A 14,784-nucleotide genomic window follows, 5' to 3' on the forward strand; every position below is an offset into this window, starting at 1 on the left:
TTACATTGTTTCCAGTTCCTCCGGATGCTTTGGTCTGTACCAGCAATAATAATAGGCCAGTATCAGTACACCCGTCAGGAAAGGGATCAGCGCCAGATGTTTGTATGTAATGGTCCCCGTCACGATCTCCGCATCAAAGTGCAGGAATTCACTGATCATCCAGTAGGAGTTCGCCGTGATCCATACCGCAATAGCCAGGTTATGGCACAGCTCGGACATGAATTGTCGTGTACGGTATGCAATGACAAGCGCAATGATCAGCGTTGGGAAGATCATGACAATGCCCAGCGGCTTCCAGATCAGGCACCAGCCTATATCTTTCAGCAACCAGAAAACGATATGCAGATTTTCCATTTTCCGGTATTTTAACGGAATGCTGTAGACAGGTGTGGTTGTGGTTTCGGGCATATTTGATTTCGATTGTGCCGGCAAAAATATAAAATCTGGCATCAATTGGTATAACTCTTGTATTAACCACTGCGGACCAAAAAATTTTAGCCATGAAAAAAGCATTGATTGCCGCTTCCATTGTCGGCGTAGCAGCAGCTGGAGTGATCCTTTATCTTACACGTAGCAGAAATGGTATGCAACGTCTGCTGGACGGAGCAGAATCAACCGCAGATGATGCCCGCCGTGTGGCAAACCGCCACCTCCGCAAAACACAGAAAAAGATCAATCATATGATCCATGAATCAACCATGGAATAACCACCAGCAGACCTTTTACCGGGCTTGACAATATTATTGTTCACTTCGGTAAAAGGTCGCTGTTTTATAACAATAGCTATCCATTTCCAAAGGTGATCAGGCCCCTTATTATAGTATCAGGTCCACCTCCCGTCAGCCCCATATCAAGTCCACCTTATCTACATCTGCATTTCGTGTCAACTACACATAATAGCTGTCTCATCCACATATTATTCTCTATAACGATTCCGTTTAGTTCTGATTGACAATCGCTTAAGAAAAATATATTTCAAAAATGAATAATGAGTGATATTTTGTTAAATTTGCATAATATTTAATATCAAGGACCCTATCCTGTTGACCGAACCTATGAACCACAACCCTGTAACCTCACTGCGGATAGCAGTGTTTTGTTTATTGCTGTTCTTATTAAGGCCTGTCGTAAGTACTGCAGCAGATTCGAGAACTTCTTTCCTCACGGCAGATACTGCAAAAACCGGAATAGAAGATTATGCGATCGGCGTTTTTAATAAGATCAAGGAAAAAAACAAGTTTATCAGCTTCCTGACCAATGAATCCCTCGGAACCCTGCCGGTTGGCCTTGTCCGTGAGATCAATGGTAAAGTCTATGTCATTGCTATTGATAGTGTACGTATGACACCACAGGGCGCCTTTTTAAGCGCGTATTTCCGTTTTACCTTTCCCGGTACTGACCGCGAACTGATCTTCGGTGGAAAGAATATTGCTTTCACACCCGGAGGTATCGGCGCCGGTACATCCACAAAACTAATGTTGCTCAATGACCAGGAAGTGCATATCAACGAACACGTTGAACTGACCTTCCCCGGTAATGGCAGCAATTTCGTGGAATGGGACTGTAACGGTTTTAAGTCGGCCAACCTTGCCGGTATGTTCGAATTTGACAAAGGCTGGCTACAGCCTGATAATCCGAATGAAGACAAGGTAAAAGCTGCCCTGAATGTCAATGCCAAAGATCTTAGCAACATCATGGCTGATATCGATATCCCTGCCTTCCGGATCAGCGGTCTGAACGATTTCAGCTTTAAAGTGAAACACGCCGTCATTGACATGAGCGATGTGGCAAATCCGGGTGGTTTGAACGTTACCGCAGATATGCTGGAAGATCCTTCAAGCCCCTTGTTGTGGAGAGGTTTCTACCTCCAGGAACTGGAAGTGGGATTACCGCAACAGATGGCTTCCAAACAGGGCAGGCCAAAAGTAAATGTAACCAACTTTATCATAGACGATCAGGGAGTAAGCGGCTCCATAAAAGCAGAGAATATTGTGAAGCTGGGAGACGCCAGCGCAGGTGGATGGCCGCTGTCCATTGAAAAAGTAGGCCTGAGCTTCAGTAAGAATAAACTGAATGGCGGTTCCCTCGGCGGACAACTAAAGATCGGTTTCCTGGGCGACGATCCGCTTAATTATGATGCAACCGTCAGTATGCGTGGTGGTGACACTTATTATTCCTTCGCCTTACAGACCACCGCTGATAAAACATATTCCTTCTTTGCCGGTAATATCACCTTAAATAAAGACTGTCGCATCGAGGTGACCAAAACCGAAAAAGACTTTATTCCTAAAGCAACGCTGACGGGTAAGGTAGACCTCAATAAAAGTGTACTTAATGTAAAAGGCATCTCTTTCGAAGACCTGACATTATCTACACAGAAACCTTATGTACACAGCGGCACATTTGATATCGCTACAGATGGTGGTTCAAAAATGAGCGGTTTCCCGATCGGGTTTGATGACCTCAGTCTGGGGATTTCAGAAGGAAAAGTCGCAGTAGGGGCTACCGTGAAACTGAACTTCATGAACTCCGGTGATAAAGGCTTCAGCGGTAGCGCCGGATTTGTTGTCACCGCTGCACAGGAAGAGGAGAAGTCAACCGTTATGGTGAATAATGTGGCGATTGAGAAAATAGATACCCACTGGAAACTGGACAAGGTCACCGTCAGCGATATCGATCTGACCGTGAAAGTAATGGCTTTCCAGATGCATGGTATCATCACCCTGTTTGACCAGCATCCGGTATACGGCAACGGCTTCAGGGGTATGCTTGATTTCTCCATACCTGGTCCCATCCCCAAAGCAAAAGCAACGGCCTATTTCGGTTCGAAAGACGACTACCGTTACTGGCATGTGGATGCATATATCGGTGTCAGCATTCCCGTACCGCCGGTATTACAGATCACAGGTTTGATGGGCGGTATGTCTTATCATATGGAACGTCCTTCCAACTTCGATCCATACGATTCAAGGAATGCGATCGACAAGAAAGGCGGTATGAAAGATGTCAACGAGATCTTCCAGTATGTACCATCTAAAGATGCTGGTCTGGGCTTTATGGGAGGCGTCTCACTGGCACTGGCCACAGAAATGGTGGTCAACGTGAACGTCGCACTGGAAGTACAGTTTGGTACGAATGGAGGCTTCAGATATGCGCAGTTCGATGGCGCCGGTTATGTAATGCATGAAGCACTGAAAGCGAAGAGCAAGAACGAAGCAAAAGAAGATGATTCCGCACCGGCCTGGGTACAGTTCAAAATGCGTTATGATAATGTAAACAGCACTTTTGACGCCAACATGAAAACCTATATCAATATCATGGGTGTGCTCAAAGGTGTGAATGAGAGAGGACTGGTAGGAGAGGCGGCATTACATGTTGGTCCTGACGACTGGTACTTTTATATAGGACGTCCTTCACAGATGTTTGGTCTGTCTATCGCCGGACTCGCAGAAGTAAGAAGTTATTTCATGATGGGGTCCAGGGTAGAAGATATGCCACCACTGCCTTCCGAAGTGAACGAGGTATTCGATGATATCAATACCAACTTCATGGCTATGGAGAATACCATGAGTACCGGTAAAGGTTTTGGTTTCGGAGCTCACTTCAAAACAGGTTTTGCATTTGATTATGGTGTCTATGGTGAGTTCGCCGTTGGCGCCGGGTCGGATATCCTGTTGCGCAACTACGGTGAAGCAAGATGTAAAGGAAGTAACAGTGTGATCGGTTTCAACGGATGGTATGCTGCCGGACAGGCATACGCTTACCTCAAAGGTGATGTAGGTATCCGGGTGAAAGTATTCGGTAAGAAGAAAGGATTCTCTATTGCAAAATTAACTGCCGCTGTACTCTTACAGGCTAAAGGGCCAAATCCTTCCTGGTTCAGAGGTATGGTGGGTGTGAAATATTCCGTACTGGGTGGTATGGTGAAAGGAAAGGCGAATATCAAGGTAGAACTCGGTTCCGAGTGTGATATCGTAGGGGCGAAAGAAATCAATGTGGAAGTGATCAGCGAAATCAAACCGGATGATCAGGGTACGGAAGTAAGTGTATTCTCTTCTCCGCAGGTAGCATTTAACATCGCCATCCAGCGTCCATTCTCTATGATGAATGAATACGATCAGGTGGCTACTTACCGCGCGCAACTGGATGAAGTAAAACTAATGAAAGATAAGACACCTATCACCGGACAACTCATCGTTAATCCGGATGGTATGTCCGCTTATCTGCAACAGCGTGATATCCTCCCTGGGCTCAGCACATTGACTGCTTCTGCAAAGGTACATTTTGAAAAACAAAATGGCGCTGCATGGGAAGCACTGAAAAGCGACGGTAAGAACATTGATTACGAAGTGAAGTCTTCCACCTTTACCACCGGTGAAGAACCTACCACCATTGGCTGGGATAACGTGGTATACACTTACCCGGTAAGGAACCAGTACAACTTTCTGCCTGGTGAGTATAAAAAAGGTTATATCAAATTGAAATATGGTCAGCCGAAACTCTTCAGAAAAACGGATGACCAGGGTAAGAACTATAGCATAGCAGCCAAATTCACTTCCGGTCAGAAACAGGCGATCACTACCAATGTTTCTTATGATGAATCAACTTCGCAGGTGAACTTCGACATTCCGGATGGCATGTCTAAAGAAATGGTCTACACCTATAATATTGTAAGATCGTCACTGGATGGTGAGACTGCAGCCAATAACGTAACGAAGAAAGAAAACCTCACGGTAAGTGATCTGGGTGACAGCACTACCATCACGCAGACTGCCCTGAAAGGTAACGCCAATTCTGAGGCTGATAAAGAAGTGATCGCCTATAGTTTCCGTACCAGCAAATACAACACCTTCAGCGAAAAAATGAGTGGAGTGACCAGTCAACAGGATGTCTGGGATGTGGCTACCGGTTGGGTAACAGTGATCGGTACGCGATTCAATACAGACGAACAGTTTGACAGATTCGATATACAGGGCGATGGTGCGATGAATACAAAGCCATTGCTGTATCTCCGGGCAAGTACAAACAACTCCTGGTTACAGAATAAGATCCTGCCACTCTTATATAACGGTTATCCATTTGATCCTTCCATGACGGTAGCCCGTGATCCTGCTACCACAGGTGGCGTTCCTCCGCTCGAAGCGGTGCAGATGTATAACAACAATGATGTTTACCACCAGCTGGAAAGTAACCACATCACTGATGGTGTGGCACCGTTGAAACCAGGAGCCTGTAGGTTTATGTACTTCGTGCCATTTACCGCGCATGAAGACTTCATTGACCTGATGGGTAAAGCAGGTCGTCTCTATGTGAATGGAAAAGGATCTGCGAAGGTGACCGCCTTGCTGAATACCATGTTCCCCGAACTGGATGGCAACATTTATTATCCGGTAGAGATACAGTATCGCTTACCGGGTCTCAACCAGATATCATCAACAATAACCAAGAGTATCTATTATAAATTATAAGTCGAATGCACCGTATCCTATTGACCCTTTTGTGTTCCGTGATGTTGTTCTGCTGCGGTATAGACCGGTCCTATGCACAGGACAATGTGCATAAGATCGCTGGTCTGGCTGCCCCGAAAGAAGGCATGATCCGTTTGCGCTGGTCTCCCTCCAGCTATATTGCCTGGGAGATCGGTAATAAATATGGGTATACCGTCGAACGTTTTACTATTTCCGAAAACGGTGTCCTTGTCCCTCACCCCAAACCAGTGATGCTGACCCGCCAGCCTTTAAAACCCTATCTGCTGGAACGCATGGAAGCGCTGGCCGAAAAAGATGATCGTATTGCCATCATGGCTGAACTGATCTATGGTGAAGGTGCAAAGAAAGTGACGCCGGAAGAAGGCATCGGTTCTTTCCTCGAAAACCAGAATATCAATGACTGGCGCATGGGCATGGCCCTGCTGAATGCAGACTTGTCTGTTACCGCAGCACAGAGCGCCGCACTATATCTGGAAGATACCGACGTAAAAAAGGGAGAGCGTTATGCTTATCGTATCGCCCCTGCCCGCCAGCCCCAGAATCTGGTCATCGACACTGCCTATATCGTAACTTCTCTTGATGAAGCATTCCTGCTGGCAAAACCGCAGGAACTGGCTATTGTATGTGCTGATAGTACTGCTACGCTGGGATGGGTGACCGCTTACTCGCGCAGTATGTACTCTGCTTATGTCATAGAAAGAGCGGTAGACGGAAAGAACTTCAAACCTGTATCTGCACTGCCGGTAATACCGACAGCGCCGGATAAGAATGGGTTCTCTTATTACCAGGATTCACTCCCTGACAACGATAACAGATATACTTACCGTATAAAAGGGATCTCTCCTTTTGGTGAATACGGTCCCTACTCCCAGACAGTCGAAGGCATGGGCGTACCGGCTGTAGCCGATCGTCCTGTGATGGATACCATCATTATAGTGGATAATAAAAAGATCACGCTGCAATGGACCCTGCCAGGCAAGTTATCCCAACAGTTGTCACAACTGATCATCACCCGTGCGGATAATAGCCGTGGTCCTTTTACACCGGTAGGCACATTGAAAGGAAGCGCGATCACCTTTACAGATGACAAGCCTTTAACATCCAATTACTATCGTATCAAAGGGATTACAAAGAGTGGTAAGGCCATTTATTCCTTCCCTTACTTTGCGCAACTGATAGATAGTATGCCACCGGCAGTACCTGTTGGATTAGCAGGCAAGATCGATTCTGTTGGTATTGTATCTCTTCAATGGACGGCGAATACAGAAAAGGACCTGCGTGGTTATCGTGTATTCCGTGCCAACAGCAATAAAGAAGAATTTGTTGAGGTAACCCGTGAGATCTTGTCACGTCCGCAATTCGCCGATACCGTGACCTTACACACGCTGACAGCGCACGTGTTTTATAAAGTGATTGCAGTCGATAAGAACTACAATCCTTCCGAATACTCCCCATACATCATGCTAAGAAGACCGGACACGATCGCGCCTTCCCGTCCGCTGATCACCAAAGCATTCCGTTCTGATAGTCTGCATGCGATTGTCCTGGAATGGATCAATAGTTCCAGTAAAGACGTAGTAAAGTACGCATTGTACAGTATCAATACAAAGGACAGCTCCCGTAAGGAAGCCGCTATCTGGGATACCGCTTCTAAACGTGAACGCTATGTAGATACTGCATTGACAGCAGGAAATACCTATTTCTACGAACTGATTGTGTATGATGATGCCGGCAACCATGCGAAGGAGATCAGCGGCGATATCTGGTTTGAAACCGGAAAGCGTAACGCCGTAAAGAACTTCAAAGGTATCGTCAATACAGAAAAGAAACATATTGAGCTGAGCTGGCAATACAATCAGCCCGAAGTAAAGCAATACCGTATCTATCGTGCCAAGAACGACAACCCCTTTATCCTGTATACCACTACTGAAGCTGGCAGCCAGCAATGGACAGATAACGAAGTATTCTTAGGCAATGTTTATAAATATAAAATAACCGCTGTGATGAAAGGAGATGTGAAAGCTGAAATGAGCAAAGTGGTTGAAGTTAAATTCTAAATCTACAGCTGATGAAAGTTAGCAAAATATTTACCTGGTTGTTCTGTACAACCATTTTAATAACAGGAAAGGTACAGTACCTGTCTGCCCAACAGACAATGTCTGCCTCCACCTGGTTGTTTGCCCAGATTGAAGGTACTACGCCATCGGGTACGATGTATGTGAAGTATACCGGGTTTCCACAGGACCAACCTTTAGGTGGGACACCTCTGGGGCCGGGACGTGTAGCAGCAGCCGCAATAAAGGCGGCAGGTCCTTACCAGCTTGCTTTTCCTAATGGGTCTACTCCGGGAATATATAATACCAGCATTTATCCTTTCGCCTATGAAGGAGAGCAAAGAGAAGACCTGCCATTCGTAGGAACAACTACTACTTATAACCATGGTAATGGCTCATTTACCGCCAGATGGTTGTACGCAATGGTGGCGCCAAATACTGTGAGAAGCGATTATACTACAGTTTGTGGGAATGGTTATATGTCGGCTTCATCTGACTATAATGGTTATCTGTTTTCTGACAGTTATGTGAGCTGTTATGTCGTGTATCAGTACAATATACAGGGAACGAGTGATTGGAAGAACCTTGACTCAACCAGTGCATACGGTACGTACTATCCAATAAGCTTCGACATTAGACAAAAGATCCCGGAAGTATCACAAGGTACAAAGTATGTACGCTTCCGCTGCAGGGCCAAAGCCGTATATAGCGGCAAACCACAATATTCTCCCTGGTCGGCAACACCGGCGACATATGTTGAAATATTATCGCCTCCGCCTTCATTAAATGTTTCCCAGGTTCAGAAAGTAATGACCTGTCCCGGAGAATCAAATGGTAGCATAAGGGTACCTGCAGGTGCTTTGAGCGGGCCTAACTCCACCATGCGATGGATACTCAGACCAGGAACTGTAACAGATCCATGTTTCCCCGGAACGAACTCAAACTGTGGTAACGGCATTGCACAGAGTGATGGCGCCGTACCTCTTGCTACAGAAATTTACTACGATAAACTGGCAGAAGGTAATTATACCCTGTGGTTTGTCAACCCGGGACAGGAAGCAAGAAGTTGCTTTTCCAGCTATCCTTTTTCTGTTGGTTCTTTTCCTGCGGTAACATTGGCAGAGGATGTATCTGTACATAAGAATATCAGTTGTTACAATGCGAATGACGGTCAGCTGACAGCCACCGCCACAGGTGGTGATCCTGCCGGACAGTACTTCTTTACATTATTGCATAACGACAATACTATTTATATTCCGGAGCAGCAGGGCAACGGAGCCTCTATGACATGGAATAATCTCCCTGCAGGCTTTTACAGGCTACGTGTCAGAAATAATAAGTGTAGTGATATCAAGACAAGCGCAGATATTGAACTGACACAACCCAAACAGGTGACAGGTGATATCTTTATCACAGAACCTACCTGTAATATACCGGGTAACGGTAGCATTACGCTGACAGCCAACGCTACAGGCGTATCGAAATTCAGATATGATCTCTATAAGAACGGAACGGTACAACAACAGTCCGGTTCCGTAACGGCGAATAGTTATACTTTCTCCGGACTTACTGGTGGCGACTATATCGTACAACTTTTTAATGATGATATAGCGGGCTGTCCGCCGTGGAACGGTGATACAACGTTGATCACGCCTGCTCCGCTGACCTTACAGATGACGGCGCGTGATTCTGTTAGCTGTAATGGTGGCAGTGACGGCAGACTGGAATTTTCTGCTGGTGGTGGAAGTGGCGCTTATACCTTTACACTGAGTGGCGCTGCTATTGGTACCCGCACCAATGCTAATGGCATTTTCAATAATCTTCCTGCTGGTAACTATACCATCCAGCTGACAAACCAGGCATCAGGTTGTAATGACCAGATCAGCCAACAGGTAGATGTCTTCCAGCGCAGTCCACTAAGCGTACAGTTACAATCGACGCTGATCTCCTGTTTTGAGGCGGAAGATGCTACTGTAAAAGCAACCGTCAATGGTGGATCAGGCTCTTATAAATATACCTGGCAGCAACTGAAGAATAACGTCTGGACAGGTAACAGTTTCTGGTTTGAAACAGATACAAAAATTGAAGCATTACCTGCCGGTACTTATCGTGTTATCATCACGGATGCAAAAGCGCCTGCGTGTGCGATCACTTCGGCTGAAGTAGTGATCAACGAAGTAACTGAACTCAAGATCACCAATATCACCGTGACAGATGCCGTATGTCTGGCAGACGGTGTACACATCAGTATGAGTGCCAGTGGGGGCACAGGTGCATATACCTATTTCTGGTCAACCGATGGAGGCGCAAATTATACACCATTTACCGCAGCTACTACTTTTACAACAACCGCTAATTATCAATTGCAGGTAAAAGACGGCAATGGGTGTAAAACAGATGCCGACGATACTTATAATATCGCACTTCCTGCTGCCGCATTAGATTTCACTATGACCGTATCTGATTATCACGGTTTTAATATCTCCTGTAAAGATGCCAGTGATGGAAAGATCACTGTCAATGCACAGGGTGGAAACGGTGGCACTTACAGTGGCTATCAGTACAGCATCAATAACGGAAATTTCCAGTCAGGTGCTATCTTCAGCAACCTGCTCGCCGGTACTTATACTATTACCGTAAAAGATGCCAGAGGGTGTCAGGTAACAAAGACAGTTAGCCTCTCACAGCCTGCCATTGCAGTGACGCTCACAAAGAGCGATATCTTATGTAACGGAGCTGCTACGGGTACACTGACGACCAGCATCACGGGTGGTGCAGCTCCTTATGTACTCAGGGTAAATGGTACTGAAGTAACAGCAGGAACAACCATGCAGCAGTTACCTGCCGGTAATTATGCGATCCATATTACAGATGCAAATGGTTGTACAAAAGATACTGCTATCAGCATTATGTATACTTATCCCGCTCTGAAGATCAATAGTGCGGTAGTAACTGATATCGTATGTTATGGTACGACAGGACATATTGATATCGACGCAAGTGGTGGCGATGGTATACATGCTTTTAGTCTGAGTACGGATAACTGGACGAACGCAGTAAGCTATACCAGTGGCGCCGGACTTACAGCGGGTAACTACGCTTTGCGTGTTACTGACGGTCAGGGTTGTGTAAGTACTCACCCTACCGCATTGCTGATCACCACACCCGCTGCACCGCTGGCATTGACAGCTACATTATCTGATTATAACGGATTTAATATCTCCTGTAACGGTGGTAACAACGCCTTCGCTGATATCAAAGCGACTGGTGGTAACGGCGCAAGCTATACAGGTTATACCTACGCTATCGACAATGGGGCATATACAACAACGCCACTGATACAGGGCATTAATGCAGGTACGCATACATTGCATGTGAAAGATGGCAGAGGTTGTGTAGTCTCCCGGAATTATCAGTTCACACAATCTGCCCTCGCCATTAACCTCACCGTAGTAAGCAAACAGGACGTGCCCTGCGCATATGTACCTGCTGGTAGCATCACGGTGGCAGGTAGCGGCGGCGCAGGTGGTTTACAATACAGTATCGATAATAATCACTGGCAGACAGGTACTACCTTCAGTAACCTGATAGGAGGTACTTATACGATCTGGGTAAAGGATCTGAACAGCTGTGGTAAATCCATTACCGTAAGCCTTGTACCTGTGAATGCTCCTATCGTGATTGACAACATTACTGTGAATGACATCATATGTTATGGACAGAAAGGTACCATACTGGTACAGGCACACGGCGGTACAGGTATCCTGACCAACGAATACGCCTGGAATGGGGGTACTTACAATAATACATTTACCAATAACACACCACTGGCTGAAGGTGCTTATACCATCCGCGTAAAAGATGCCGCGGGTTGTTATTCTCCGGTATCTGCTGTGAAACAGATCTCTGCACCAACCGCAGCACTGAATACAGTAGTGACCACATCGGCCTACAACGGCGTACAGATCTCCTGTAATGGCCTGAACGATGGTAGTATCAGTCTCGCTACAAGTGGTGGTAATGGTGGTAATTACACGGGTTATACATACAGTATCAATAACAGTGCATATAGTACTACGAATAGTTATAGTAATCTGTCTGCCGGCAATTATACCATTAAGATCGTCGACGGCCGTGGTTGTACACTAAGTCGCCAGGTAGTACTGCAACAACCTGCAGCATTGACATTGGCAGTTAGCAGTAAAGCAGACCTTCCATGTGGCGCAAATCCTACGGGTAAGATTCAGTTACTCGCAACGGGTGGTACCACGCCTTATGCTTTCGCAATGAATAATGGCAACTGGCAGTCCGCATCCTTATTCGAAACATTACCGGCTAATACATACGCACTGTCGGTTAAAGACCTGAATGGTTGCAGGGTGAATATCTCACAGGATATCAAAGCGATGTATCCACCGATTGATGCAACTGCCGATATTACGAACGTCAGCTGTAATGGGTTGTCAGATGCGAAACTCATCATGCATGTAACAGGTGGGGATGGTCGTTATACCTACGAATGGAATGCGGCGGGTATGTCAGGTAGCACTTTACAACAGATCCATGCTGGTACCTATACTGTGAAAGTGACTGACGGCGCAGGCTGTTTCCGCTCATTCACGCATGAGGTGACGCAGCCGGATAAACTGACGCTTGAAGTGGCAGCGCCTCCAATCTGTGATGGCCTGAGTGATGGTACGATCGATGCAGATGTGAACGGTGGAACTTTACCTTATAAATATGCGCTCAATCAAAGCAGCTGGCTCACAACGGGTTCATTCACCGGTATGGACGCTGGTCAGTATAACATGACCGTACAGGATGCACATGGTTGCGAGATTGCACAAAACTTTGAGATCGGTAAGGTGAATGTCAAACCTGATATCAACTTCCTGGTAGCTTCCCGCAGGAATGCCATGGATACCCTGATCATCAGGGAGATCAGTCTGCCTGAGCCGGATCGTGTGCGTTGGAACTATTCTCCTGCTGCCACTTTACTGGGGTATGAAAATGACGGTACGCCATTGATCAGATTCTCTGCACCGGGTACTTACTGGGTAGAGATGACGGCTACTTTTGGTGAATGTACCTATAGCGAAAGAAAGGATGTGAGCATCAGTCCGTATGATCCGTTGGCTGGTCCGGGGTATACGGTACCTGTCAGTGTCATCGATACAGTCATGCTGTCACCGAATCCGAATAATGGTTATTTCAAATTCACCGTAAAGCTGAACCGCAAACAACAGGTCGTCGCTTATGTATATGATATGAACGGTATCATCTCTGCGAAACGTCAGTATGCACCGGCTTTACAGATAGAAGATAATATTACTGTCGGCGGTACTGCCTCCGGCACATTCATCCTGAGGATCATCACTGAAAGCGAAAGCAGAGATGTCCGGTTTATTATATCCCGATAAATGCCCTTTAACCTATGAAGTACCTATATCTATTGTTCATCGTGACCATGGGCGCCTGGCTGCTGGATGTGCATCCTGCACAGGCCCAGGCACTGGACGCCTTCAGTACGAAGAAGGGCGTCACCATGAATGGATCACTCAGTACCAGTACCACTGCCTATGCAGCACATGGTATTGAGAGCCGGAGAGATCCATTCGCCTGGTATGTGAACGGGAACATCAATATCAACCTGTTTGGCTACGATATGCCTTTTTCCTTTAGTTACAGTAACCAGGGAAAGAACTATTCGCAGCCCTTCAATCAGTTCAGGTTTGCGCCTTCCTATAAATGGGCGCGCCTGTATGTGGGGAATACCAGTATGAACTTCAGTAATTATACACTGGCCGGACATATGTTCAATGGTGTAGGTCTTGAACTGACGCCTGCAAAGTGGCATATCTCCGCGATGTATGGCACACTGCTGAAAGCTGTTCCTTTTGATGTGCTGTCGCCCGAAAGTTACAGCAGGGCATCCTTCGAACGAAAGGGACAGGGACTGAAGGTAGCCTACGAGAATGAAGGGAACACCTACGGGGTATCCTTCTTCCACGCAAAAGATGATGCAGCTTCATTGCCTTATATACCTGATGATGCAGCTATCGCGCCCAGGGAGAATGTGGCCATTGCCTTTAACATACGTCAGTCCATCATACAACACATCTTTGTAGACCTGGAATATTCTGTGTCTGCACTCAACAGGGATGTACGCGGAGAGAAGAATGCATTTGACAGCAGCCGGGGTACATCCAATCTGCTGAGTCATTTTCTTTCACCGACCAACAATACCCGTTACTTTGATGCCATACAGGCCGGACTGGGTTACAATGGTACTTTCTATACCATACAACTCCGCTATGAAAGGGTAGCGCCGGACTATGTCACCCTTGGCGCTTACAACGTAGTAAACGATATGCGTAATATCACCGTAGCTCCCAGCGTCAAGCTGTTCAACGGCAAAGTGAACTTATCCGCCAACGCCGGTATGCAGGTCAATAACCTGGATAATAGTAAGAACAGTGACGCCAAACGCTGGGTAATCAATGGAAATGCGAACGTGAGCGCCGGTCAGCACTGGGTACTCAACGGTGGTTATTCCAACTTCAGTAACTATACCCGGGTACGACCACAGATAGATCCTTATTTCAATAACCCATTGGATACGCTTGACTTTTACCAGGTGAATAATACCTACAACGGTATGGTGATGTATCATACAGGCAATAAGGAAAGACAACAGGCGATCACTTTCAACTCTTCTTACCAGTATGCCAGTGACCGCAGCAGTAATGATACAACAGGACCTATGCTCAGCAGGTTCTTTACATCAAATCTGAGTTATGCCTATACATTGCCGCCAAAGGACCTGACCATGAGTGCATCGGTGAACTACTATAAGAACAGTGCTGCAGGATTGAGCACGACTTTCGTCGGACCAGGTGTGAATGTGAATAAGCTGTTCCTGGAGAAGACCTTGCGGACAGGTATTTCCGCTGTGTATAACATTACAGAAGCAACCAGTACGTTGGGTGAAGGACTGAAAACTACAACCAACAGTACTCTGTTCAACACCGGACTGAATGTCAACTACAGTCCGAAAGGAAAACAGTCTGAAACGACGACTGACGGAGAAGGAAAAAGAAAGTTCTTCAATAAGCAAACCCATACCATAGGGGCTAACATTTCATGGGTAATACGTGGCGCTACAGCCAATCAGCGTGGTTACAATGAACTGACAAGTACCCTTAACTATACCTATTCGTTTTGATAACATATCCTGCATT

General features: G+C 46.3%; 6 protein-coding genes. 5 read left to right on the forward strand and 1 reads right to left on the reverse strand.

The window, feature by feature from the left end:
• Entirely contained in the window at nt 1–408 is a 408-nt protein-coding gene (locus BMZ72_RS32440) for a hypothetical protein (RefSeq protein WP_255373350.1), read from the reverse strand.
• A gap of 92 nt (nt 409–500) precedes the next feature.
• Here BMZ72_RS32440 and BMZ72_RS32445 point away from each other — a divergent pair, with 92 nt between their 5' ends.
• The 5 genes from BMZ72_RS32445 to BMZ72_RS32465 all read left to right on the forward strand — a co-directional run bounded on the left by BMZ72_RS32445 (nt 501) and on the right by BMZ72_RS32465 (nt 14,768).
• On the forward strand, nt 501–707 hold the full coding sequence (locus tag BMZ72_RS32445) for a hypothetical protein (RefSeq protein WP_012790426.1): 207 nt from the start codon (nt 501–503) through the stop codon (nt 705–707).
• Between the two features lie 348 nt (nt 708–1,055).
• A complete protein-coding gene (locus BMZ72_RS32450; RefSeq protein WP_089815052.1) occupies nt 1,056–5,468 on the forward strand; it encodes a hypothetical protein in 4,413 nt (1,470 codons plus the stop codon).
• 5 nt (nt 5,469–5,473) lie between these two features.
• Nucleotides 5,474–7,546, forward strand: coding sequence for a fibronectin type III domain-containing protein (locus tag BMZ72_RS32455; RefSeq protein ID WP_089815054.1), 2,073 nt, complete (start codon nt 5,474–5,476; stop codon nt 7,544–7,546).
• A gap of 11 nt (nt 7,547–7,557) precedes the next feature.
• Nucleotides 7,558–12,963 carry a T9SS type A sorting domain-containing protein gene (locus tag BMZ72_RS32460; RefSeq protein WP_089815056.1) on the forward strand — a complete coding sequence of 1,802 codons (5,406 nt, stop codon included), beginning with the start codon at nt 7,558–7,560 and terminating at the stop codon, nt 12,961–12,963.
• 14 nt (nt 12,964–12,977) lie between these two features.
• Nucleotides 12,978–14,768, forward strand: coding sequence for a hypothetical protein (locus BMZ72_RS32465; RefSeq protein ID WP_143087847.1), 1,791 nt, complete (start codon nt 12,978–12,980; stop codon nt 14,766–14,768).
• The last annotated feature ends 16 nt before the right edge of the window (nt 14,769–14,784 follow it).

The organism is Chitinophaga sp. YR627, assembly GCF_900114995.1.
GTDB lineage: Bacteria > Bacteroidota > Bacteroidia > Chitinophagales > Chitinophagaceae > Chitinophaga.

Coding starts and splice junctions, on each gene's coding strand:
- BMZ72_RS32440 (WP_255373350.1), bottom strand. CDS start 408: ATGCCCGAAACCACAACCACACCTGTCTACAGCATTCCGTTAAAATAC.
- BMZ72_RS32445 (WP_012790426.1), top strand. CDS start 501: ATGAAAAAAGCATTGATTGCCGCTTCCATTGTCGGCGTAGCAGCAGCT.
- BMZ72_RS32450 (WP_089815052.1), top strand. CDS start 1,056: ATGAACCACAACCCTGTAACCTCACTGCGGATAGCAGTGTTTTGTTTA.
- BMZ72_RS32455 (WP_089815054.1), top strand. CDS start 5,474: ATGCACCGTATCCTATTGACCCTTTTGTGTTCCGTGATGTTGTTCTGC.
- BMZ72_RS32460 (WP_089815056.1), top strand. CDS start 7,558: ATGAAAGTTAGCAAAATATTTACCTGGTTGTTCTGTACAACCATTTTA.
- BMZ72_RS32465 (WP_143087847.1), top strand. CDS start 12,978: ATGAAGTACCTATATCTATTGTTCATCGTGACCATGGGCGCCTGGCTG.